At 63.5% G+C, this 23,189-nt stretch carries 22 protein-coding genes; 2 read left to right on the forward strand and 20 right to left on the reverse strand.

Annotated features, from left to right (window positions below):
* Nucleotides 1-126 precede the first annotated feature (126 nt).
* Both ACIG36_RS31570 and ACIG36_RS31575 read left to right on the forward strand, forming a co-directional pair.
* Nucleotides 127-954 (forward strand): Scr1 family TA system antitoxin-like transcriptional regulator, encoded by an 828-nt coding sequence (locus ACIG36_RS31570; RefSeq protein ID WP_399935413.1) that lies wholly within the window; start codon nt 127-129, stop codon nt 952-954.
* A complete protein-coding gene (locus ACIG36_RS31575) occupies nt 951-1,172 on the forward strand; it encodes a DUF397 domain-containing protein (protein WP_399935415.1) in 222 nt (73 codons plus the stop codon). The genes ACIG36_RS31570 and ACIG36_RS31575 overlap by 4 nt, the downstream gene beginning before the upstream one ends.
* 207 nt (nt 1,173-1,379) lie before the next feature.
* Here ACIG36_RS31575 and ACIG36_RS31580 read toward each other — a convergent pair whose 3' ends face one another.
* The 20 genes from ACIG36_RS31580 to ACIG36_RS31675 form a co-directional block, all read right to left on the reverse strand.
* Nucleotides 1,380-1,814, reverse strand: coding sequence for a hypothetical protein (locus tag ACIG36_RS31580; RefSeq protein ID WP_399935418.1), 435 nt, complete (start codon nt 1,812-1,814; stop codon nt 1,380-1,382).
* 643 nt (nt 1,815-2,457) lie between these two features.
* Nucleotides 2,458-2,709, reverse strand: coding sequence for a hypothetical protein (locus ACIG36_RS31585; protein WP_399935421.1), 252 nt, complete (start codon nt 2,707-2,709; stop codon nt 2,458-2,460).
* 500 nt (nt 2,710-3,209) lie between these two features.
* Nucleotides 3,210-4,016: a sigma factor gene (locus ACIG36_RS31590; protein WP_399935423.1), complete on the reverse strand. Its 807-nt coding sequence runs from the start codon at nt 4,014-4,016 to the stop codon at nt 3,210-3,212.
* 394 nt (nt 4,017-4,410) lie between these two features.
* Nucleotides 4,411-6,267 carry a DNA polymerase gene (locus ACIG36_RS31595; protein WP_399935426.1) on the reverse strand — a complete coding sequence of 619 codons (1,857 nt, stop codon included), beginning with the start codon at nt 6,265-6,267 and terminating at the stop codon, nt 4,411-4,413.
* 75 nt (nt 6,268-6,342) lie between these two features.
* Nucleotides 6,343-8,607: a phage/plasmid primase, P4 family gene (locus tag ACIG36_RS31600; RefSeq protein WP_399935429.1), complete on the reverse strand. Its 2,265-nt coding sequence runs from the start codon at nt 8,605-8,607 to the stop codon at nt 6,343-6,345.
* 314 nt (nt 8,608-8,921) lie between these two features.
* Nucleotides 8,922-9,428 carry a hypothetical protein gene (locus ACIG36_RS31605; protein WP_399935432.1) on the reverse strand — a complete coding sequence of 169 codons (507 nt, stop codon included), beginning with the start codon at nt 9,426-9,428 and terminating at the stop codon, nt 8,922-8,924.
* A 267-nt stretch (nt 9,429-9,695) separates the two neighbouring features.
* On the reverse strand, nt 9,696-9,959 hold the full coding sequence (locus ACIG36_RS31610; protein ID WP_399935435.1) for a hypothetical protein: 264 nt from the start codon (nt 9,957-9,959) through the stop codon (nt 9,696-9,698).
* 188 nt (nt 9,960-10,147) lie between these two features.
* Entirely contained in the window at nt 10,148-10,861 is a 714-nt protein-coding gene (locus ACIG36_RS31615) for a hypothetical protein (protein WP_399935437.1), read from the reverse strand.
* Between the two features lie 134 nt (nt 10,862-10,995).
* Nucleotides 10,996-11,835 carry a hypothetical protein gene (locus tag ACIG36_RS31620; protein WP_399935439.1) on the reverse strand — a complete coding sequence of 280 codons (840 nt, stop codon included), beginning with the start codon at nt 11,833-11,835 and terminating at the stop codon, nt 10,996-10,998.
* A 152-nt stretch (nt 11,836-11,987) separates the two neighbouring features.
* A complete protein-coding gene (locus ACIG36_RS31625) occupies nt 11,988-12,506 on the reverse strand; it encodes a hypothetical protein (protein WP_399935442.1) in 519 nt (172 codons plus the stop codon).
* A gap of 113 nt (nt 12,507-12,619) precedes the next feature.
* A complete protein-coding gene (locus tag ACIG36_RS31630; protein WP_399935445.1) occupies nt 12,620-13,978 on the reverse strand; it encodes a hypothetical protein in 1,359 nt (452 codons plus the stop codon).
* 173 nt (nt 13,979-14,151) lie between these two features.
* Nucleotides 14,152-14,715, reverse strand: coding sequence for a hypothetical protein (locus ACIG36_RS31635; protein WP_399935448.1), 564 nt, complete (start codon nt 14,713-14,715; stop codon nt 14,152-14,154).
* Nucleotides 14,716-14,778: 63 nt separating this feature from the next.
* Nucleotides 14,779-14,997 carry a hypothetical protein gene (locus ACIG36_RS31640; RefSeq protein WP_399935450.1) on the reverse strand — a complete coding sequence of 73 codons (219 nt, stop codon included), beginning with the start codon at nt 14,995-14,997 and terminating at the stop codon, nt 14,779-14,781.
* 107 nt (nt 14,998-15,104) lie between these two features.
* Complete coding sequence (locus ACIG36_RS31645) at nt 15,105-15,872, reverse strand: peptidoglycan-binding protein (RefSeq protein WP_399935453.1); 768 nt, start codon at nt 15,870-15,872, stop codon at nt 15,105-15,107.
* Between the two features lie 86 nt (nt 15,873-15,958).
* Entirely contained in the window at nt 15,959-17,620 is a 1,662-nt protein-coding gene (locus tag ACIG36_RS31650) for a hypothetical protein (protein ID WP_399935456.1), read from the reverse strand.
* 176 nt (nt 17,621-17,796) lie between these two features.
* Nucleotides 17,797-18,039, reverse strand: coding sequence for a hypothetical protein (locus ACIG36_RS31655; RefSeq protein ID WP_399935458.1), 243 nt, complete (start codon nt 18,037-18,039; stop codon nt 17,797-17,799).
* Between the two features lie 12 nt (nt 18,040-18,051).
* Nucleotides 18,052-18,708 (reverse strand): hypothetical protein, encoded by a 657-nt coding sequence (locus tag ACIG36_RS31660; RefSeq protein ID WP_399935460.1) that lies wholly within the window; start codon nt 18,706-18,708, stop codon nt 18,052-18,054.
* A gap of 136 nt (nt 18,709-18,844) precedes the next feature.
* The gene (locus tag ACIG36_RS31665) at nt 18,845-19,867 is read right to left on the reverse strand and encodes a hypothetical protein (protein WP_399935463.1); all 1,023 of its coding nucleotides are present in this window, start codon (nt 19,865-19,867) and stop codon (nt 18,845-18,847) included.
* A 50-nt stretch (nt 19,868-19,917) separates the two neighbouring features.
* On the reverse strand, nt 19,918-20,715 hold the full coding sequence (locus ACIG36_RS31670) for a hypothetical protein (protein ID WP_399935465.1): 798 nt from the start codon (nt 20,713-20,715) through the stop codon (nt 19,918-19,920).
* Nucleotides 20,716-20,763: 48 nt separating this feature from the next.
* A complete protein-coding gene (locus tag ACIG36_RS31675) occupies nt 20,764-23,094 on the reverse strand; it encodes a phage tail tape measure protein (RefSeq protein ID WP_399935468.1) in 2,331 nt (776 codons plus the stop codon).
* Nucleotides 23,095-23,189: the final 95 nt, after the last annotated feature.

Here is a 23,189-nt window from a genome sequence, read left to right on the forward strand (position 1 = left end):
CGGTCTCGCGCGCCCCACCCGGGGCGCTCATCACCGTCTGTACCGCAAGCGTTGCGCTCCGCGCGTACGCTGAACAGGTACTTCGCTTGGACAGTCGCAACTGTCCAAACATGAAAGGGGGTTCGGATGAGTGTTGAGACTCAGGCCGCTGATCAGGGCGACCCCAGCGCGTCACCGCTCAAGCACTTCGGCAGTGAGGTCAAGCTGGAGCGGGAGCGGCTGGGCTGGTCACAGTCGAAGCTGGGCAAGGCGGCCAACTGCGGGTACTCCCTGGTTGCGAAGATCGAATCGGGCGAGCGGGTACCGGGGTTGGAGTTCGCACAAACCTGCGATCGGGTGTTCCCGCACTCGAACGGGCGGTTTGAGCGGTTGTGGCCGTTGGCACTGCGGTATGCGTTCCCACCATGGTTCCGGCGGTATGTCGAGCTGGAGTGGACAGCCACGGTGGTCCGCATGTTCCATCCGCAGCTACTGCCGGGGTTGGTGCAGACAGAGCACTACGCCCGCGCCGTTCTACGCACCGGCCGCCCGACAAACCTTGAGGACCTGGTAACGGCCCGCATAGAGCGTCAGCGCATCCTGACGCGAGAAAAGCCCGCCCGGCTTTGGCTGGTGCTCAATGAGTCGGTGCTCAGGAACACAGTCGGCGACGATCAGGTGATGCGCGCTCAACTCACCCATCTCCGAAACATCGCCGAGACCCCCATGCATCGCGTACAGATCATCCGCGACAACGGGCGCCACCACGGATACGCGAGCCCGTTCGGTCTCCTGTCATTCAGCGAAGGATCCGACGTGGTGCACGTTGACGGCTTCCCCAAGGGGTATGTCCTTGCCGAGCAAGACGACGTGACGTCGGCACAGGATGCCTATGATCTGCTCAAGGCCATGGCCGCGCCGCCGGACGAGTCGGCAGAGTTGATCGACTCCATTTCGAAGGACTGTTACTCATGACCCATGCCCACATTCCGGAAGCGGACTGGACCAGTTCGACCCACAGCCAAGCCAACGGCGGGGAGTGTGTGGAGTGGGCGCCCGCGTTCGCAGAGGCTCACGGGCTCGTCCCCGTCCGCGACAGCAAGGACCCGGCTGGCCCGGCGCTGACCTTCGAGCCCGGTGCGTGGTCGTCGTTCGTATCGGCTGTCCGTCGTGGAGAGTTCGGCGCCTGCTGACGCCGCTGCACTCCCCCGTTGAAGCCCCGTCGCACCGACCGTCGGGGCTTCTTCCGTTGTGACGCTCTGTAAGTTTTCGCGCTCAGCCGGCATCGGGGCCATGCCCCCAAAAACGGACATCACGGGCCCCGTGGTTTGTACGGACAGTAACAACGAGGAAAGCCCCCGCCGCTCCGGACCAGGGAGTGACGGGGGCTTCACCATGCCTTACGCGGCGTGCGGCGCGACGCTTCCCCACTCACACCGATGGCCCGGTTCTCCGAGCATGTGGCATGAGGTCATGGGGATGCCGCTGGACACGTAGATGCTGCCGCCGGGTGTCTGCCAGCACCCCATGCCGACAAGGGGTGCGTCCTCACTCACTTCACGGGCGATCAGCCGGTACCGGGGCACCACGGCGGGCTTGAGGATTCGGCCGACCCACCCGCCCATGGACAGGAGGAGCGCCCGCAGCTCCCGGCATGAGTTCACCGTCTCCCGTCCAGCCGGGTCGGCGATCTCGGTGTGCCCCACGCTGTGAGCGGGCAGCCACACGGCACTCTGTTCCCATGAGTCCGTGACGACCACGAACAGGTTCACCGTGACGGACCTGTTGGCCGCATCGTTGACTTGATCTTGCTCGCGCTTGCACTGATTGTTCACACGATCCCCCGTAGATCGTTGCGTGCTGTACGCCACGGACGGTGGCGCATTGATGGGCAGCGGGCTTTCAGGCCGCTTCTGCGAGCCCTTGGCCCTGGTGGTGCTGGCCGTGCTGACAGCTCGTCCACGGGCCGTCTGCGGGCTCTATCCACTGAGGTTTGACGTAAGGGTCGCGGGCCCACTCCGTCATGCCGACGAGAGCCCCGGAGCCCCTGTCACGGGCCACGACACGGAAGCCTCCGTAGCGCGCCCACCAGGGCGTTAGCACTCCGGCTACAAGCCTTCCGTGGGCTTCCAGCACCCTCTGTAGGTCCGCGCACTCACGTATCAGTTCGTCGGCCAGTAGGCCGCTCATCTGCTGCGCTGGGCGCCACTTCACACGCCCCCATTGATCGACCATGGGCACCCAAACGGACAGGTGCGCCAGGTACATACCACCGTGTGCATCCATGGCGTCACGTTAGAAAGCGTGATCGACAAATTCCAGTCATATTCCATACAACTATTCCGCAACTGGAGCGTCGCCCTCCGTTATGTCATGCACATGCCTCTCTCGGCATAAAGAAAAGCCCCCGACCGTCTGACTTCACATCAGACAGCGGGGGCCAGAGGAGCGGACCACCGACTCACGTGAGTCGGTGGTCTAAGCGTTGGCGTACGTCATCATCATGGACCCTTCCAAGATCACCCAATGACGCCGGGCATCGTCGGCGGCTTCTTCGTAGTTCGCGATCAGCCAGTCGCAAGCGCTCTGCCAGTTAACAGAGCGCCCCAGCGAGCGACCCTCGGTCTTCACCAGTTCATACGCGGCGGCCACCTGTTCGGCCGTGGTCGCGTCACCCAGCACTTCACCGAAGCGCTTGAGGAATGTCGTGCGGTCACCCTTGTTTGCCATGCCGCCCCTACTTGATCCGCTCACCGCAATAGCCGGAGGACGCGAGCGACCCTCTCAGCGTCCGCGCCCAGGTGGGCGATTCCAGAGGCGCACTTAAGGCAGACCACGCCAGCAACCTTTCCGCTGACGGGATGCGCGAAGACACTGTTGCGCTGCCTCCCGGCCCCGGACTCCGAGCCGCACACGTCGCACGACTTGTCCATCAGTGCGTTCAACTGTCGCGGCGAGATACCCAACTCATTTGCGCGCTTTCTGATCTTCTCTTGTCCGGAGTCGCGCCCCGCCCCTTCCGCTTCTGCTGCCCGCCGCTGCTCTTCCTGCTGCTTCGCCTTGCATGGCTTGCAAGGTTGCGTCCGCTTTACGCTGCCGTCGGCACGTGTGCCATTGCGCGGAAAGTCCTCAATCGGCTTTACCGTTCCGCACTTTGTGCACTGCTTTGTGAGATCCACGCCACAAAGATACCACCGACTCACGTGAGTCGGTGGTGTCGTGCGACGCGACTACGCGGCGGTAGGCCAGAGTTCAGCAAATCGATCCTTGGCCTTGCTTCGGACTATGCGCACCTGATGGAGCGGTATTCCGTAGTCGCGTGACAGTTCGTCGTCTCGTTCGGTTCCGTAGTAGTCCACGGGGATGATGCCAGTCAGCGCCATGAGAACTACTCGCTGCTGCTCCCCCAGTCGGGCAAGCACCCTACGCACCTTCAACCCGGTCTTCTTGCGGCGCTCCCGCTCATAGTCGCTGGGCTCAAGAAGGTCAACGGGCACTTCGCCTTCAACGGCAAGCGTGTCGGCAAGGGTGACAACTTCTCCCGTCTCGCTTTCACCAAGGGGCGCGTCCAGGTATTCAAGGCCCTGATAGCTCAGGCGAGCGGCGTACGCCATTTCCGGGCTGAGTGTCCGTTCCTTTCCCATTGCTTCAACGGTGGTGACCAGGAATTCCGCTTCGTAGGGGTCGCCATTGGCCAGCGACAAAGCCCGCTCAAAGTTCGCGGCCCGGTCGCGCGAGACCCCGTGCCGGGTCTGAACTTTGCGTTCGTCGCTCATGGCCCCCTTGAGGGTCCGGTCAATGAAGGTGAAGAACTCCGCGACCGTGCTGCCGTTGAAGCGGCGCAATCCTTCCCAAACGGCTATGCGTCCTACCTGGGCAAGGTCTTCGGCAAGGGAGTGGTCCGTTCGCCCCGCGCCGGTCGCGTACTTCCATGCGAGTTGCTGTATGCGCTCTTCCGTTGCCTTGACCACTGCCGTAACGGCCTCAAGGTCGTTGTCCTTCGCAGCGGCAATCTGAGCTTCGGTGAGATCTATCAAGGAGGGCTCCGCGTGTTCCGTGGGTTGCTGCCGCTCCTTGGGGAGCGGCAGGGTTGCCCGGAACGGGGCAGAGCGCGCGCAAGACCTGAGTGGCCGAAGTCAGCCGAAGCGCCTGGACATACGGGGGCATGGCAAAGCCCCGTCCCGGATCGCTCGGACGGGGCTTGCGCATTGCCTTCGCCGTTGCGTTGGCGTTGAACCTAGGCAGCGAAAAAGGCACCAACAATGGTGTTGATGTCGGGTTAGACCGCTTGTCTTTTGCAGGGTTGTAGAGAGTTCCGAAGGCGAGACCGGCGCTCAACCTGGAGCAGGAGCACGGGAGTTACTTCTCATCCTTGAGGAGTAGGCAGATCACGGAGCGGTAACGGACCACCGACTCACGTGAGTCGGTGGTCTAGAAGTCGGCCCCATACAGAGACCCCCACGACCGACCGCCGATATCAGCAGTCGCAACGATCGGCACGCCGAACAAGTCGAAGGTCATCGCCCTCTCAAACTCGCGGGCGAACTCTTCGGCTTCACCGGCCGGGACCGACGCAAGGATTTCGTCATGAATCGGCAGGCGCATGGCGTCGAGAAGTCCAGCGCTCTCAGCGTTCAAGAGAGCTTGGCCGAGCAAGTCCCGCGCTGCTGACTGGCACTGGTAGTTCACGACGGCGTATGTCCGGTCACGGTCCAGCGGCATTCGTCGGCCGGTCGCCGACACCGTGACCATCCCCGTTGCCCGCGCTTCACGCTGCCAGCGTGCGGACGCTCGCCGGATTTCCGGGAACGTCGCGTCATAGGCATTGACCGCACGTCTGATCTCGTCCTCAGTCGCGCCCGTCTGCCTGGCGAGCGTGGTGATTCCGCCCCCGTAGACCTTTCCGAACCCCGCCCCCTTGAACAGCTTCCGGTCTTTCGCTGTAGCGGCTGGCCCCTTGATGAGCCGAGCCGTGAACATGTGGATATCGAAGTCAGACCCGCCGGACTGGAATCCTTCCTTCATGCGCTTGACGTCAGCGAGTGCGGCGAGTACGCGCATTTCCACGGCCTGAAAGTCGGTGCTCAGCATGACGTGACCTTCGTCGGCGAGAAGGCAACGCCGGATCATCTGGTCACTGGAAGGCAGCGTTTGAAGCGCCGGGCGCGTGACACTCATACGTCCCGTGCGTGCGGCCAGCGAATTCACGAAGGGGTGCACCCTGCCGGACGCGTCCACCGTCTCTAGGAATGTCTCGGCGTAGGCAGAGCGCCACTTGCCCGCGCGCTTGCTCCTCAATACCGCTTCGGCAAGTGGGTTGGGCGTGCGGACTCCTAGGCGCTTCCATTGCAAGTCCATATCGGCCAGCGCGAGCAATACGGCTTTGTCCACCTTGACGGCTCCGCTTGCCGTCTGCTCCGTCAGCGTCTCCCCCATGCCGGTGAGAGCTTCCGCAATCTGCTTGTTGGAGTTGACCGACTCAACGCCATACCGGGCGGCGGTCTCGGCATTCTGGCGCGCTTCTTCGCACAGTGCGGCGTCAAGTTCCCGTGTGAACTGATCGTCAAGGATGAGTCCCCTGCGCTGCATGTGCGCGCAGATGCGGGCTATTTCATGCTCGTAGTCGATCAGCCGCTCACGGACTCCCAGCCGGGCAAGCTCTTCCGCAAGGCACGGTTCCACACGGGCAAGGAGCACCACGTCAAGCCCGGCGTACAGGTTGTAGGTCGGGTTGTCTATGTCGATAAGGGCAAAGCCGTTGGCCTTCGTGAGCCCTAGCGACCGGAATACTGCCGTTAGGTCCCCTTGGGTGTCGGGGGCCGTGCGGTCAACGTGATGAGCGGAAAGAGGCTTGAGACCGGTTCCAATTCCGCCTTCCTGTGGCTGGCGGGGATCGACTAGAGCCGCCATGACTTTGGTGTCGCGCGTACGGGGCGCAAGGTCTTCCAGCGGTGTACCCGCATGCCGGTCCAACACCAGCCAGTCAAAGGCGGCATTGTGAATGAGGAATCGGCGAGTCCTGGTAAGCACCTTAAGGGCGGCACGACGGAAGTGGCCCCCACGCTCCCAATGGATCACCCACGCGTCATGCGCGTCACCGAACTGGACCGTACGCAAGCGGTACCCGTCGCTGAACACGTCCAGTCCACTGGTCTCCGTATCCAGCGCGATCGGCCCCCGCTCGTTCGCGCGCTGAGCCCAGTCAACAAATGCGTCAAGCTCTTCGGGGGTCGCCGGTACATGGATGTTCACCACGTCCCCGGCTACGGGATGTCGATAGGTCAGCACTCGCGCGCTCCTCAAACGCAGACAGACCACCGACTCACGTGAGTCGGTGGTCTGCCCTCTGGTGTGGGGTGTGGGTTACTTGGTGAAGATCTCTGGCCCTTGGGCGGACGGCGCAGGGTCAGCGATGCGAACGCCAGTAAGAGCGACACCCGCGCGCTTGATCACGCGGGTAACTCCCCGCTCCTCAAGAGCGCTGTAGAACGTGCGGCGGGTCCACCTTTCCCTTTGGGGCAGGTTCTCCGCTTCGCACCAATCCAAGTAGTGATTGAATGCGTCATTGCCGTTCATGACGTGCATGTCGTCGCACTGCTCAAGTACGCCGGGGAAGAATCCGGCGAGCGCGTCACTGGTCGCGCGGTACTCATTGCTTGCCCTGGTGATCACGGCAGGGTCTTTGAGCCCGTTGCGGTACCACTCGACAGCACCCCGGACGGCCCATGCGGCAATCCCTTCCGTCTCCCGCATGAGCTTCGCGTCAAGGCCGTAATCCCTCTCGTGGGGGGCAAACCAGCGGGTAAATGGCAGCAGCTTGACGCGTCGCCAGAGCCCCTCATCCTGGCCCTTGAACTTCGGTTTGTGATTGGTGGCCAACATCAGGAGAAACGTCGGCTTGAATTCGAAGAATTCTTGCCTGAGGAACCTTGCGCTGATCATGTCCTTACCAGTGACCCGCTTGAGTACCGCCTCAGACATGGGCTTACCCGACTCGCCTTCGGATGCCATGACCAGACGCGAACCCCTCAGTGCGGCAACGTCGTTGGGGATTCCACCCGACGGCTTCTCTTCAAAGGTGGCGAAGGGGGTCGTTCGACTGATAGCCCGAAAGACGGCAGTGAGTGTGTCGGTGGCGACACTCTTTCCGTTCGCCCCCTTTCCCCAGAGAACACAGAAGCACTGTTCGGAGTTCGAGCCCGTGATCCCGTAGCCGATGAGCCTTTGGAAGTAGCCGGGCAACTCCGGGTCACCGGGGAAGATTTCCGTGAGGAACTGTTCCCAGCGGGGGCACGCAGCGTCGGGGTTGTAGTCCAGATCAAGCCGATAGGTGAGCATGTCACGTTTGTCGTGCGGATGAAGTGTGCCGGTGCGAAGGTCAACGGTCCCGTTGTTGAAGCTGAGCAGGTTCGGACGGTTGTCGAACTCTGCCGCGTCTACGTGCACGGTCGGCACGCTGCGAAGCTCAGTCATCAGCGCGTCAATCCTGGTCGTCATGGTGAATCCGCGCGCCTTCTGAGTCTCGCCGACAAGCACCAGCGCCGCCCCCATGCGATGGATTTCCTGGCGGACGCGGACTTCTGAGCGCTCCCACGTTCGACCGTTCCACACGTAGTAGCCAAGCCCCGGAGCGAAGCGTATGCAGCCGTTTGACCACGCCACCAGGGCGTGCGCGTTCATGGCGTCGCTCTCGCCGTACCGGTTGATGAGCCCAGCGAGGATGCGCGCCGCTTCGTTGCCTTCGTCGCGCGTCACCACGTCGGTTCCGGTGCGGTCGGTCAGCTCAGCCGATACCGCTTCGGCCTGAGCCTCTTCCGAACTGGCCACGGGCCGGGCCGACTTGACTGCCCGATGAAGCGCGAAGGGAAAGCCGTGGGGGTCGCGCTTGCGCCAATCCGTAAGGTCGTCCCCCGAGTTGGGGACGTCCAGCGTGAACACCTTCACGCCGTGGTCGGCAAGCCCTTCGGCAAGGCGCTGAGTGAACACGTGCCCGGCACTGTCGTTGTCACCGGCCACGATGACTTGCGAGCCCTTGAGTCCGTCAGCGAGTTCGGCGGCAAGGTCCGGGTTACCGGCCAGCGACGCGCCCCGGACGGCAACGGCGTCATAGCCCACAGCGCACGCTGTGAGCGCGTCTCCGGGCCCCTCAGTGACCAGGGTGACCCCATAGCCGCCCTGTCCCCTGAAAACGCCGTACGGGGCCCATCGCTGCCCCTCGGGGTTGCTCAGCGATACCCATCGACCGGGACACGCGCCGCTCAGGTCCCGCCCCTGCAAGCCACGGGCCACCCCCCGGAAGTCGAGAAGGGGCACAGTCAGCCGGGGATACCGCGTAAAGGCACGCGAGCGGTACGGGAACGCCGTTGGGTCTTCGCCGCTGTCCACCCCAAGCAGGAGGTCAGCCGCGCCGTCATCGTCCAGACCGAAGCGGGCAGACAGGTACGCACGCGCCTTGCCCGCGTAAGCGTGCTCGAAGTCGAAGAGCCGCGCCGAAGTCTCATCAACGTACAGAGCGAGCGCGGCAGTTGGGCCAGCTCCGACCAACGCCGGACGCTCACGCGGCACAGTGGAGCCGGGGCCGGTCGCGTTGAACAGGTCCCCCCACGCGAGATCTACCGCGTTGATCACGCTCTCTGTCGGGCACCCTGCCCGGCAAGTGATGCGTACCTTGTCGTCCGTCCCTCGCCAAAGGCGAAGCGAGGGGCGCGAGTCCTGGTGCGCCGGGCAGAGCGCCAGGTAACCCCCGTCCGGCTGTTCTGTTACGTCTGCGAACCGGGCGAGCACTTGAGCGAACTTCATTCCGTATCCACTCCCTTCCGTCACTCCCCCTTGAGCGCGCTTGTTGCCCGGTTCGCTCGTGACTCTGAGTGCTTACCGCGGGGCCCGGCATGTCCGTTTTTGCCCACTGAATTCCGATGCCGGCTTCCCCGCGGTTCTCACTGTCAGTGACGAAGCGCGCGCACGTCGGCAAGGAGTAGCCGGAAGTCCTCAAGCTCGTGGGTCATGTACCACTTGCCGGAGTCCAAGCCCCGCAGCGAGGCAGTGAACGCATACCGGTCTGCAAATGCGCGGGAGGAGAGGCCCAGTGCGAGCCGCACCCGCGTCCACGTCCGGACAGTGAAATGCACCTTGCCGCGCCGGACATTCAGCCGGGGCGCCTTGACCACGGCGACCCCGTACGGAAAGCCTGCGTGACCGGATTCAACTTCCGCTTGCCGCAAGAAAGTTGGGACGCTCGCCCGCTTCACGTTCTTACACTCAAGGACGAACGGCACCGCGTGCACGTCGCCCACGTCGGCGGACCCCTCTTGCGCTGGACGCCGGACGTTGTGAGCGTCGAACGGATTTAGGAACTTCCCGCACTCATCGACCAGCCCTAGCGCCGAATTGAGGTAGTCGCGCACATCCGACTCCCACGCCGTTCCCTTGGCCTTGTTTGGGTTAGCCATGTCGGCACCACCGAACCTCAGCGCCGCGCGTGATGGCCGTTGCTGCCGCGTCGAGATACCGCCCCCAGTCGGCGCGCCCCTCGATGCCGGGGGCAAGCCACACGGTGTCACCCTGCCCCATCTGCCGAACGTCCCCCAGCGCGGGGGCAGCGTCGGCTGCAATCCTTCGTTCCATGCCTCCCCCTGACCACCGACTCACGTGAGTCGGTGGTATGCCAAAGGGCCGGGCATCCCCGCATTGGGAACCACCCGGCCCTTGTGTGTCTGTCAGTCGTCGCCCGTGGCGTTCGCCATGATGAGCCGCGCATGTTCTGCGCTGATCCACTCAGCGCGCATGGTCCGCCGCTTCGTGAATCCGCTCTCCGTCCCGGTCGGCTGCACCTTGAGCATGGGGCGCAGCCTGCCGCCCTCAAGTACAGCCGTCACCTTCACGACGATGGCGTCAGCGACCCGCACGCGATTCCCCTGCCGTGCCGCATAGTTGATGAGATCGCCGGGGTACAGCTCTTCCCCGGCGTAGTCGGTGACCACGCCCCGCTTAGCCAATCTCAAGCCCTTCGTCATCATCGACGCCGAAGCGCCTACGTCGTTCGTGGATTACTGCCTTGCGCGCTTCGGGCGGAAATTCCCAAAGGGGCGACGCAACAGTTTCGTCAGCCGCCCCCTTGAGGGCTCGCGCCCAGTCGTACGGGGCGCCCTGGTCCAGCTTCGCCACGGGATTACCGCTCATCCGCAATGGCGTCGTTGTAGCTCTTGAGCACCTTGATTACGGGCTTGTAGTAGCTGACGTTCCGCCCCTTGTTCTTGCCCTTCTTGATGGTGTACTCGACAAGCTCAAGGGTGAGTTCGGCCAGCGCCGAACCGTCGATTGCCGCAAGGTCGTTCTCATACTCGTGAAGCACGCTCGCCATGACCCAACTACCGGTCTGGAACTTGAACTTCCCAAGCTCCGGATCATCGGCCAGCCGGAACGTGACGGTGATTGAGGGCACCGGGCCCATCAAGTCCTTTGCCGCCTGCTTCCGCTCAGCGAAGAGTTCCGGGCAGTGGCACGGCTGACCCTTCTTCTCATCCGGCGAGAGGAATAGCGAACCGTCACAGTGGTGAACGAGCTTGTTGCGATTCCAGAGCTTCATGTCAGCGTGAATCGCCTCGGGGCCGTCCAGCACAATGAGCACGGTCTCTCGATCGGTGAATACGTCGATGAAGTTCTCAGAGGCACTGTCGGTCTCGACCGGCTCGCCCCCGAAGAGCTGAGCGACCGCCTTTGCAACGGTCATGTCCCCCGTGGAGATACGCCACTCCGAAAGCGCCTCGGGGACGCCATCGACGGAGCGGCCGGAACTGAACCGGCCAACGGTGTCATCCGAAAAGGTCTGTCGGGGCTTGGGCTTGGCGTTGGGGTCGGTGTCAAAGATGGTTAGCGCCACCATGCGCGTTGCTCCTCAATGCTGCGGGATTGAAGAGGGGCGAGCGGAAGAGGTCCGACCCACCGACTCACGTGAGTCGGTGGTCTCCGTCTTCCACCCGCCCCTTCTACTTGACCTAGAGCGCGAGTGTTGCCCGGCTACTTCGCACGACGCTGCGTGCCCGTCACGAGACCACCGACGCTCTTGGCGATGGCGCGCCCAAGAACCGTCTTGGACACGTCCCGATCCCAGTCGAAGACCTTTCGCAGCGCCAGGAAGAACGAGAAGACCTCTTCGTCAATGCGCACAGGCTTGAACTCCCAGCGCTCCGGCGTGATGTGGAGTACGGCCGCGCCGTTGAATTCCGGCATGGGCTCACTCTGGCCGTCCGGGGAAATGATCCGGTCGGCGTGGGCGTATGCGCTCATCTGTAGAGCCACGTCCGGGTAGGTGTCCTTGCTGGTCTTCCAATCCGCGATCAGCAGATGCGGAGCGCCGGAGCGGTCCGGCGTGGGCTTGCCGTCGTCGTCCAGCCACACACGGAGCACGGCATCGAACGATCCGGCGTATCCGTGCTCATCACTCCATGCCACGTCTTCGGCACGGACTAGTTCAGGGTTCACGGCTGCCAGGAATTCCGCGAAGTTGGCGCGGTACAGCTCAAGGTCCGGGTGGACCCTGCCGACGTGCCCACCCCGGATCATGCGCTCGAACAGGTCGTGAGCGTCGGAGCCCACATCGGCGCGGACTTTGGTGTACCGGCGAGCGGCACCCTTGAGGTAGTCGATGGCCCCCTGCCGATCGCGCTCAGCCATCTGAGCCACGAACGGCAGGCTGTCTACGGCGAGTTCGGCTGTCATCCGTGCGTACCAGAACGGCAGGAACGGTTTCGGCGCCATGCTGATGATGGACGTAACGCCGGGGGCCTTGATCTCCGGCCGGTCCGGGTGAATGTAGAAGCGGCTACCGCCCCGCTGGATTGTGCGTACGCGTCCCACGCGTACCCCCTTCGACTAGGTGTCTGTCACCTAGTGGGGAGCGCGACGGTTGCCCGTGCCCCTGCGAGCCGCTGTGCGGCCGTCTGCGGGCACGAAAGAGCCCCGCCCGACCCTCAGGGCCAGACGGGGCCAGAAGACGCTCAGGCGGGCACTCAGGGCCGCTCTTGTGCCTTCTCAAGGTGGTAAAGGCAGTCCGGGCAAGTGGCTGGTCCATCGGCTGTCTCACTCGCTGCCGTACCGCACACGGTTCGCCGACCTGTCAGCGCATGGATGTACTGATCTCCATTTGTCCGCCCGTAGCCCACGAAAGTCACGGACGCTTCGCTTTCCTGCTCTTCAATCGTCACGTACGTTTCAAGGTCTTCACTGAACACGTGCACCGAGCCAACGCCGGTAACTCCGGTCAGCGTGACTCCGGATGACTCCGCCCGCTCCTCTAGGGGTTCCCCGGCTTCCCATGCCGCCTGTAGCCGGTCGATGTGCTCGCTGGTCCACTGCGCAAGGAGCCGATGGGCCAGGGCTTTATGCGGATGGCTGGACGCTTCCGCCTCACGCTCGCTTTCCTCCTTGGCCAATTGCAGTGTGGTGAGAAGTCCGTTCAGTTGCTCGTACGAGTAGTCCAGGGTCATGCGTCGCATGTGCTGCTGATCGCTGTTGTCTGCGATACCCATCGCTTTCCCTCCTAGGCACCGACTCACGTGAGTCGGTGGTCCAACGAGGAACCCCCGGCCCTTGCTGTGAAGAGTCCGGGGGTTCCGTGCCTTGGTGGCCCGAGTGGCTGAGGTCAGACCTTGAGTTCCTTGCGCAGTACGGCGATGAGGGCAGTCAGCTCATCGATTGCCTCTTCCTGCTCCTCCGTGTCCTTGATCGCCTTAATCTCCTTGACGTGCTTCTTCCAGGAGTTCGTCACGCGCTTGATGTACGCGGCGCGGATCTCCTTGGGGGTCTTCTCTTCGGCGTCCCCCTCACTCAGCGCTTCGGCTGCCTCTGCCTCAGAGAGTTCGCCCGCCTCAACTGCCTCTTCAACCTTCTTCTTCTCAAGCGCCTTGCGCTCCCGATCCGCCTTTGCGATCTCAGCGCGGGTGCGAAGCTCGTACCCGTGGAACTGCGCCACGGCTTCCGAAGGCTTGAGGTCCGGGTGCGCCTCAAGCGCGTATTCGTACTTCTTCGCCTCTTCCGGCGAGTGGTCCAGCGACTTGAGGTAGTTCGCCCGCACGTCCTTGATGGCGTTTCGGTAGCTCTTCTTGATGCTGCCGATTTCGGCGCGGATCGCGTCAGCCGCCTCGTCCTCACCCTCTTCGGGCAGCCCCTCAAGAAGGTCGTCAAAGACCCTGGCCGTGTTCTTCTTCGCCGCGTCACTGTCGGCGTTCAGGTCGGGGTGACCGTTCTTGTTGAGGACGCGGGTACGGATGTCGAGAATGATTTCCGCGATTTCGTGCCCGCCCTTGAACTTGCTCACCGCAAGCTGCCTGACGCGCTCCTGCCCCTTCGCGACAAGGCCGCTGATTTCCTTGTCGGCAAGGGACGCTTCAAGGGTGGTTTCCTTGCTTACCGCAACTTCCTTGCTGGCAGCCTTGTCGGTCTTCGCCTTCTCTGCCGCCTCCTTGGCCACCTTCTCCACCTCAGCCCGAATCGCGGCCTTGAGGGCAGCGGCACCGGTGCCGGTGATCTTGTTCGTGGCGGTCTTGATCTCCGCATGGAGTTCCTTAACCGCGTCATCCTTACCCTCACCGATCAAGACCGGAAGGCGCTCAATGCTCGCCCGGATCTCCTCAGTGGCCTTTTCCTGGTCCGCCTTGCTCATGCTCTTGACTGCCACGTTCGTGGTCTCCTTGTCGTCACTGATCACGGGGGTTGCGGTTCGAACGATCACCTTGCGACCCAGCCCCGGAATCTCAACCTGGTCTTCGCGGATGTCTACGGGGCCGGTCGGAACGAGGGTGCTGCACTTGGTACACAGCTCAAGATGCGGCTTCTGCTCATGGGCGGCGCCCCAGGAACGGATGGGGTTCTTGCTGCGGGTCGGGCAGTAGGCCACGTTCTTGCCATCCTCCTCACGGATGGCGTGGATGGTGTTGCTGCCAGCGACCGCCCCGACGCGGATGTCGCCCCGAACTTCACTCATCTTGAGCTTGCTAGCCATGTCGCCCCCTCGCTCCGGCGCCGCCCCTTGCGGCGCCTTGCGGGGCCAACAATTGCATACGCGCGCACGCGCGCGCAAGGCACCGACTCACGTGAGTCGGTGGTCCGAACGCAGAGAAGCCCCCTACCAGCACGAATGCGGGCAGGGGGCTTCTAAGTTCGATTGACGTGCGCTCAGATCAGCGCGTCTACAAGGGCGTTGAGGTCTGCGACCGTGCCCACGTTGGCAATGGCCGCGTCGGTTGGGTAGCCGTCCAACTCCGTCTCACTCTCGTGGTCGGACACTCGGTTTGCGACGTTCGGGCGGGTGACCCTCACTAGCTTGAAACCGCGCGCTCTGAGCGCTGCCGCTTCGTTGGCGTACCGGCAGTCTGTGACGACCACGGGGAGGTTCCACGCGTCGGCCACGGCGATCTTGTCCAACGCGAGATTGAGCCAATGCTCAGCGTCCTGTTCACGTACCGCCTGCCCGACCCTCTGTAGCGTGCTCCGGACTTCGGGAATCTCATCCTTGGCGCGCTCCCAGCCGTACCGCTGGACGACGCTGCCCAGCCGTGTCGTCAAGGGGCCGTAGCCGGAAGGCTCGTAGCCGACGATCGGGTTGAGGCTCAGGCACATGCCTTTGAGCGGATCAGCGAAGGCAACTCGCGTATATGCATGTCGGGTTACCAGTCGCACGGCGATGGTGTCTTTCCCTGATCGGGCACGACCGATGAGAGCGATGTGCGGGTGTCCCATGCGGGCTTACCTCCCGTGGCTAGGGTGTCTTCCCTAACCACGGGAGCGCCGTGGTTGCCTGCCTTACGGCTTGCGATGCCGGGCGACGATTCCGGCCGTCTCAAGCGCGCTGGCGGTCTTGGCGTTCTCCATGCGCTGTACCGCTTCACCGGTACCGAGCACGGCCGCAGCAACGCCCAGGATGAGCGGGGACGGCAGCGACGGCACGTAGTGCGCGACCAGCGCGAGCACGGCGACCAGCACCGCGTAGAGGCGGGTTGCGTGATCCTTGACGAAGGACATTCGGTCATCTCCATTTCGTGACTGTGCGTATAGATTGACCCCGGAGCCGGCATCGGCTGGAAGGGGTCAGAATCGGACATACAGGCGCCCGCGGGAAGTACAGAGCGTTACGAGACGCGGGGAACCTTGAGGGCTGCCCACTGCTTCGGCCCCGGCCATCCGTCGCACTCTGCGGGCGCGTCGCCTAGCTTGCGCTGCCACTTACGGAAGCTCTCGCGGTCGGCACTGGTCCACTGGGGTCCGGGACCCTTGCGGTAGGCGCTGCACCCCACGGCCACGAGGCGCCTGCCCATGGCCGTCACGATGGGGCTGTTGGGGTTCTTCTTGAACCACGCCACTCCGGGGAACGGCTCATACTCAATCGGCTTGGGCTTCTCTCCGGCATACGCCGGGTCGGCCGACTTGATGCCCTCAGAGAACTTCGGATAGCCGTAGCCGTACACATAGGCGCTACGGCGAAGGCGGGTCTTCGTGTAGACCCCATCACCTTCAGCTCCGCCGTCAGCGTTGGTGTTGCCTTCGTAGGTGTAGACGTAGGTGTCGTCGTAGTCGTACACCAGGCCGGTATGGGTGCGCCCGCCGGTTCCGTAGAAGACCTGAGCCCCGATCGCCGGATACTCCGACCAGCGCCCCCGGTCCTTGAACCACTGAACGCCGACCGCACAAGAGGCGGTTCGCGGGTACAGGTCGGCGACGCCAGCCGTCATTGCGCACCAGGAAACGAAGGTTGCGCACCACGCCTGATTCTGGGACCACTCCAGTCCCGGCACGGCGGGGGAATAGCGCTGATAGTTGTTCCAGTGCCCGTTGGAGCGTCCCTCGTGATAGCCGACTTCGCCTCTAGCGATTCGGAGAATCTCGTTCGCATTCGACATGCACGTTTCCCTCTCTGATATGACAGAGCCCCGACCGGTAGCGCCCGGACGGGGCTGGGGGACCACCGACTCACGTGAGTCGGTGGTCAGACGGTGGCGAGCGCCATGATTGCGGGATCTAGGCCGACTTCACCTGTGGACTGAGCGACTGTGGTCGGCAGGGACGTTTGGTTGTCGATGCACCACGCGCGGTGAAACGCCGCGCCTAGAAAGAAGTTCGCCGGAGCCGAAGGCGACTCATTCTGAATGTGCGTGTAGTAGAAATCTGTGGCCGATCCTGCCGACAGCAGGAAGGCGGTCCAGTACCTGCCCGGCTGTAGTGTCGGCGTGGTGGTCAGCTTGAGTGGCACGGCTCCGATGTGGTTGTTGGTGGCACCGGGGGCGGTGCCGGGAATCTGACCGGCAGCGGCGAGGCTCGATATCTGGCCCGTGGTGGCGATGCGTGAGCCCGACTCGTTGTAGATACCGGCGTAGAAGCGCGCGGCAGGCACGGCCGTTGAACCAGCCCATCCACGGGCGAAGATGACCACAGCGTTTACGGAAGTCGGTTCCGTGATGTTGATTCCGGCGAAGTAGATGCGCTTGACCACTGCCGCCTTGACAGTGGTGGGGTTGGACACGTGTGCCGGGTCGGCAGACCACGCGGCAAAGCCCAGCGCCTCCGGCGTCCACGTGTTCCGTGCCCCTCCGATGGCGGGTAGCTGAGCTGCGGGAACCAACCCCGAACTATCCAGCGAGGCAACGCCGTTGACGGCTCCGCGTGCCGTGGTGGCGAGCGCGGACACATCGGCCGCCGCAAGGGTCACGGTCGGGCCGGGCTTGCCGTTGACCGTGGTCACCACGTTGGACGGGGTGGAGAGTTGCGCCGCTGGTACCTTTCCCGTGCCGTCCAGCGTTGCGACTCCGCCCGCAACTCCCTTGTCGGCCGCCGGGATAGCGCCCACGTCGGCAGCGTCTAGAACGATCTCGGGGCCCAAATCCCCGTTCACACTGTTGACGGAGCCTGCTCCGGGGTCACCCTTGGGGCCTTGCGGGCCGATCGGTCCAGCGGGCCCCTGAGGGCCGGTGTCGCCCTTCGCCCCCTGCGGGCCGGGCACGGTGCTGTCTTCCCCCTTGGGGCCTTGCGGACCGGCCGCACCTGTCGCCCCGGTCGCGCCAGTCTCCCCCTTGGGTCCCTTGAGGTTCGCAACGGGGTTCCCCCAGCCGGAGCCGTCACGTTGCCACACGTCGCCCGTGTCGGACCTGAGCAGGAAGTCACCGGGCTTGGTGTCGGCGACGGGGATGGACGCGCTGTTGACGTACCACGCGGCCCCGCGCACCACGTCGCCCAGCCTGCCCCACGCGCCCGCCGCCCTGGTCCACATCGTGACCGTGGTGGACGTGACCCCTAGCAGGGTTCGCGTTTCGTACTGCGTATAGAAGTCGCCATCGCGCCCCAACGTGGAAGTGGGGGCGACTGTGCCGGTGAATATCTGCGAGCCCGCTACGGGCACGTAGTTGGGCGTGGTCGGGTCGGCGGGGGCAATATCGGCAAGGTCAACGTCCGGCACGACCTTCGGCAGAAGCACGCTGAATGTGCGCCCGCCGATCACGCCCGAAAGATTCTCCTTGACGACGTAAGACCAGCCGGACGGCTGCATGTTCGGCGCGTCGGTCGCCGGTAGCTTCACCTGAAAGCGGCCGTTCTCATCCAGCGTCGCAACCACGGGGCCAGCAACGAACAGGTCGGAGTCCGGGAAGGTGAGCATGGAAGGAGCAGAGAACGTGACGGTTCCGGCAAGCGGTCGCCCATCCGGCCCCACGTACGTGCCGTGGACGGTGACGGTAGGAATGTTGGCGGGAAGCGCTAGCGGCACGTGACCCCCTCATGAAGAGACCACCGACTCACGTGAGTCGGTGGTCTGCCGTGTGCGTGTTGTCGTGGCTAGCGATTCAGAAGCTCAGCGACCTGAGTCCGCAGCTCTGCATTCTCGCGCCTCAGCGCGCGAACTTCGGCGTGCAGTGCGGCCAGCTCTTCCGACTGTCGCTCTACCTTGCTTCGATACGCTTCCGCCTCTTCCTTCCATGACGCTTCCATTCCGGTGCGGAACTTGTGCAGCGAGACGGCCAGGAAGACAAGAATGGGTATGACGATTTCAGTCGCACCGTATAGGCGCGTGAAGTCCATGAGGCCAATCCCCTAAACGCTGAAATACGGTTCCGTGATATCCGGATCGCGACCGTAGGTAATGCCTCCACCTCGGAACCAAAACCAACCTTTGGCGCTAGCCTCGGGGATGCGGCTTTCCGGTAGCCCTACGCAGTAGTGCATGGGCGAAATGCTGTACGTGCCCTCATCGGAGTTTGGCACTGTGACGAAGTCCGGAGCCCACGCGCTCCCTGACCGGTACGTGGGAATCCACCACCACCTACCCTCGTCATCCTGCTTGTAGCCCCAGTTGAGGATATTGCCGCTGACGGCTGACCCTTCCGGCGCGGCAATCGCATAGATGGTGCGCCCCTTGGGGTGCTCCGGCCCGCTCTTGTACCGGTGCTGTAGCTCAATGGTATAGACGGTGGTGTCGTCCGCGTAGTCCCAGCCGTACGGAATTCCGTGAAGCCAGCGGATCACCCCCACGCCGACTTGGCGCGTGGTGGAGCCGATCAGGTTCACTGTGGCCGATGCGCTGACGATCTCGCGTTGAGCGTTTCCGAAATGCTTGAATGCGGCTAGCCGGACCTCCGCTTCACGCTTGTCGGTGAGCATGAAATCCGTGATGAACTTGCATTCAACCCGGTCGAATACCAGCCCCGTCGCGTTCGCGATCGACACCGATGACCACTTGTTGGACACCACTTGGGGACGCTGCTGCGCTCCCCACTCAACGGGCGGGTACCGGTCGAATAGGGTTTCCGGTGCGGGTGCTCGTTCAACGGCGGATAGGCGCCGTTTGATTTCCGCGAGTTCGTTGACCAGCGAAGGGGGTACCGCGTTAGCTTGGGTTGGCATTGCTCCACAGCTCCTTACTCGCGAGCGCGAGCCTGATGCTCTCGCTTCCGTTCGCGTCCACGGTGGTCGCGCATTCCGTGACAACAAATTCGTCGTAGAGCGCCACGTAACCCGCGTCCACATCAACGGCTGTGTAGTCTCCGGGCGCGAAGTCCAGGGGGCTGAATTGGTCCGGGTAGAGCGTCAGCTCAGGAATCGCTACGGGTACAGCACCGGCGTTGATGGTCGCCTGCGATTTACTGAGGAGCGGGATGGTTCCCTTCATGTCCGGGTAGGCGGCGACTTTGACGCGCTCAGGCATGCGCCCGGCGAGTTCCTTGTTTTCTCGGATGCCTACAAGGCGCTGCCCGTTCCCCCGGTCGGCTCCGGTCGAGTAGGCCACCGTGCATAGGGCGGTGCTGTCGTAGCTGACGCCGGTCACATTGCAGTTCGCACGGTGGGCAAGCGAATGGGTGGTTGCTGAGCCGCCACGCTGGGATATGACGATTCGGTGCCCGACCCTCTTACCCGCCGTGATCCAGTACGGCATGTAGCGGAAATTGAAACCGCCGACGTTATCGGCAAGGTCCTCTATCGCCTCAGCGGCATTCTTGAGTTCCCATCGCGTCCACTGAATCGTTCGCTTGTTGCCGGTCGGCTGCACAAGGCTGGTGTCCGTCGCAATGCCGTTGTCGGCGTTGAAGTAGGCGAACCAGTCTTTGAGTATCGTTGCTTGCTCCCGGTCCTTTGCCGTCCAGCCGCTCACGAAGAAGCGTCCTTGATAGTGCGAGTGGTAGCCGGAAGCACTCAGGGCGAGGGTCCCCGCCGCGATGTCTGCGGAGAGGGCCCACAGGATGCCGCCCCAAATCGGTTGGCCGTCTCGGAGGATCACGAGTCCGCTGATCCCCGGAATCAATGAAGTCGGGTCGGCTTCCGGCGCAAAGAGCGGCATTCCCACGGTGGCGGTTCCGGCAGCGTTCAGCGAGTGCGTGAACTGGATTCCCGTAACCGGCAGCGTGGCTATCACGTTGCCGGTCTTTAGGTCTGTCTGAATGACGGAGTATGCGGCACTCACCATTACACCCACCTGTTCCGCCACGTGAAGGTAGCCACCGTCGCCCGTGTCGTCGCTTCGCTGTAGAGACTCAGCCGATGGTCACCGAAGGCGTATTCGGGCCATGTGGAGCCCGGTGTAATCCGGTCCTCAATGTGGGTGCCGGTATCGCTTATAGCCGTCTGGGCGGCACTGTCGATGGTCACGTTGCCGTCGTAGGCGAGCCCGAAGAAGTGACCCGATATCTCGTCCGTCAGCTTGATGTTCTTCGCGCCGTCAAGCTTGATCACGGGCAGCGCGGGAACGGAACCCACCTGCCGGAACCGCAGCTTGGGGTCCGACCCTGCCCACGGGCTTGACAGGTTCAGCGAGACCAGCGCGTCACCGTAGATGTGCGGATCGGTGGCGAAGACTTCGACCACGACGTTGCACACTCGGTGCGCGAAGTTCAGATCAAGGGGCGCAGTCCGCTTGCGGGGGCGGACGTTCACGAATGCCGTCCTGTCGCCCGCTACGCCGGGGAAGTGGAACCGTAGGGGACTTTCCCTCTCGGCAGGAGCAAAGGCCGCGTAGATGGCACTCAGGGCTTCCGTGAACTCCTCGCGCGTCCGCCCGTAGACCTCAAGCGTGAGCGTCACCGACCGGCCGTTCATGTAGTCGTCACCGGGGTAGAGCCCGTGACGCTGGACAAGGGTTAGGTCTGCGGTCCGCATGTCGGGCAGCGAGAGCAAGCCGTCAACGGCCGCAAGGGAGATGGCGGAGTCGGGCGCCCCCATGACCAGCCCGTTGTACTCGCATATCCAGTCGTCCAACTCCGCCACCGATTCCCCCTATTGAGTACGGACCACCGACTCACGTGAGTCGGTGGTCTATCGGGGCGCAACCCGAAGGGCCCAAGCCACTTCGCGCCCGATCGCGAACGGGTCGGCGTTGCTGGTCACATTGACCACCACGCCACCACCCCCGGCGGTCGCATGATTCGGCACCACCGTCGACCCTCTCGGCAAGAAGACCTCTTCCGGGCCGCGCTCACCCACGCGCGTCCAGCCGGACGCCGGGCCACCCATGGCGCGAATGCGGGGGATCGGATTGTCGGGGATGTCGATGGACGCCGGACCCCAACCGAGGCTGTTCGGAATCGCTCCGTTGAGAAGGTCGATGATTCCGTTGATGCTGCTTTTGATGGCACTCGCCACGGCCCTACCGATATCGGCGCCGAATCCCGCGAGCTTGGAGAGACCGGCACCAAGTTGCTTGATGATCGTGGAGCCGATGCTGAGCGCGGCATTCCCGACGCTTCCCGCGAATCCGAGGATTCTCCCCGGCAAGTCCCGGAAGAACCCAACCACGGCATCCAATCCGGCCTTCGCCTTTTCTCGGACCCATGTGAATGCCTCGGCCGTCTTCGTCTTGATGGTGTCCCAGTGCTTAGCCAAGAGCGCCGCACCCGTGAACGTGAGGAACAAATCCTTGAGCCACCCGAGCACGGTCTTAACCTTGCTCCACACCCAATCCCACGCCTCAAGCGTCCACGTCTTGACCTTGTCCCAGTTCTTCCAGATCAGCAGCGCAAGGCCCGCAATGGCGGCTATGACAAGCGGAATGGGGCCCATGGCGATTACCCAAGCGGCGGCCATCCGCAAGGCTTGGATGGTGGCCTGTGTCCCCATGAGAATCCACTGACCGATCATGATCGCGCCGTTGACGATCGCTGCGCCAGCACCGGCAAGCCACTGCCCGACGATGATTGCGCCGGAGATGACGGCTTGACCAGCCGCCTTGATCCAGCCGCCGACCACCGCCCACGATGCCGTGACCTGAGTCAGCGCCGAAGTGGTCGCCGTCGTCGCCGTCGTTATCCAGCCGGTCACCACAGCGACGGCAGACGTAGCCGACGTGACACCCCACTGAATCAGCGCGGGCAACAGGACAGCGGTAATCACACCCGCCAGCGTGAGAATCGGAGTCTTGTGCTCATCGATCCAATCCGCTGCCTCTGCTAGCCCCTCGGCCAGACCCTCAATCGCCGGAAGCACGGTCCCGCCGATCACGTCAACGGCAAGCGTCTGGAGACCACGCCAAAAGGCGGTGATCTTCTGAGACGCGTTGTCGTGCATGGTGTCACCGGCCGCCTTCGCGGCACCGTCCACCTTGCCCAGTGACGCAACAGCCGTGTCCACGTCCAGCGAATAGAGCGCGTCGCCCATGTCTTCGGCCTGAGTGCCGAAGAGGTTCACGGCTGCTGCCGAACGCTCCGCCGGGTCCTTGATGGCCCGTAGCCGGTCCAGTGTGAGCCCCAGCGCCTTCTCGGCAGACGGGCCCCCGGCGGCTATCTTGGCGCGCATGTCGTCGGCGTTGAGGCCGATGGCTTTGAAGCCGTCTGCCGTCGTCTTGCTTCCGTCGATGGCGCGAATGGAGAACTCCTTGATGGAGTCCGCCACTAGGTCCGCGTCCCGTGCTCCGCCCTGTAGTCCCTGTTGGATCAGGCCCATGGCGGTCTTGCCGTCAAGGCCGACTTTGCGGAATTGCGTCGAATACTCGTTGAAGGTGTCTAGCAAGTCTTCGGCTTTGTTGCCGCCGACTTGAGCGCCCCTGACGAGAATGTCAAAGGCTTCTTGGGCATCCTTGGCCATTCCGGTCTTGAGCATCTGCCCGACTGCATTTGCGGTCGGGCCCACCTCTTCGCCTAGGACGCTGGCAACGTCCATGGCGCTCTTGCCGACCCTTGTCATTTCGTCGGCGGTAGCACCGGCCGGAACTAGCCCCTGTTGCCACAGTGCCTTTAGGGCCGCATTCGCGTCGGCCACGGATTCACCCCAGCCGGACGTATAGATGTCGCCTGCCGCTTCACCAAGTCGCTTGGCCTCATCGGGGCTCGCACCGAGTTGAGCGGCGAGAAGATCGCTCCCTTTCTCCCGGTCCATAGCCTCGTTGATTCCGGCGAAGAGGCCAGCGCCCACGGCCACACCGGCGGCGGCAGCGAGCCCACCGAACCTCTCGGCGAGCCCGCCCACCGAATCTGCCGCGTCGTCTGCGCCGCTAGCTACCTCATCCCCCAGCCGTCCCGCCTCTTCGGTGGCCGCTCGTAGTGCGTCCTCAACCTGATCGGCGAACCGGGTCACATCCTGCGTGCCCTCATTCAGCGACCGACTCAGGTCGTCCAGATCGCCCAGCAAGGTAATAGTGATCGGCTTAGCCACGGAACCCCCCGTTGTTACGCTCCGTATATCCCGCGGCCCGCCGGCGTGGGCATTTTGGTATACGCAGAGTGAGAATCACGTCATGACGGGCGTTC

Origin of the sequence: Streptomyces sp. NPDC053048 (assembly GCF_044547045.1) — a bacterium.
Lineage (GTDB): Bacteria > Actinomycetota > Actinomycetes > Streptomycetales > Streptomycetaceae > Streptomyces.

What these genes read in the sequence shown, in the direction of transcription:
- ACIG36_RS31570 (WP_399935413.1), top strand. Translation starts at nt 127, where the DNA reads ATGAGTGTTGAGACTCAGGCCGCTGATCAGGGCGACCCCAGCGCGTCA.
- ACIG36_RS31575 (WP_399935415.1), top strand. Translation starts at nt 951, where the DNA reads ATGACCCATGCCCACATTCCGGAAGCGGACTGGACCAGTTCGACCCAC.
- ACIG36_RS31585 (WP_399935421.1), bottom strand. Translation starts at nt 2,709, where the DNA reads ATGGCAAACAAGGGTGACCGCACGACATTCCTCAAGCGCTTCGGTGAA.
- ACIG36_RS31605 (WP_399935432.1), bottom strand. Translation starts at nt 9,428, where the DNA reads ATGGCTAACCCAAACAAGGCCAAGGGAACGGCGTGGGAGTCGGATGTG.
- ACIG36_RS31615 (WP_399935437.1), bottom strand. Translation starts at nt 10,861, where the DNA reads ATGGTGGCGCTAACCATCTTTGACACCGACCCCAACGCCAAGCCCAAG.
- ACIG36_RS31625 (WP_399935442.1), bottom strand. Translation starts at nt 12,506, where the DNA reads ATGGGTATCGCAGACAACAGCGATCAGCAGCACATGCGACGCATGACC.
- ACIG36_RS31630 (WP_399935445.1), bottom strand. Translation starts at nt 13,978, where the DNA reads ATGGCTAGCAAGCTCAAGATGAGTGAAGTTCGGGGCGACATCCGCGTC.
- ACIG36_RS31635 (WP_399935448.1), bottom strand. Translation starts at nt 14,715, where the DNA reads ATGGGACACCCGCACATCGCTCTCATCGGTCGTGCCCGATCAGGGAAA.
- ACIG36_RS31640 (WP_399935450.1), bottom strand. Translation starts at nt 14,997, where the DNA reads ATGTCCTTCGTCAAGGATCACGCAACCCGCCTCTACGCGGTGCTGGTC.
- ACIG36_RS31645 (WP_399935453.1), bottom strand. Translation starts at nt 15,872, where the DNA reads ATGTCGAATGCGAACGAGATTCTCCGAATCGCTAGAGGCGAAGTCGGC.
- ACIG36_RS31650 (WP_399935456.1), bottom strand. Translation starts at nt 17,620, where the DNA reads ATGCTCACCTTCCCGGACTCCGACCTGTTCGTTGCTGGCCCCGTGGTT.
- ACIG36_RS31655 (WP_399935458.1), bottom strand. Translation starts at nt 18,039, where the DNA reads ATGGACTTCACGCGCCTATACGGTGCGACTGAAATCGTCATACCCATT.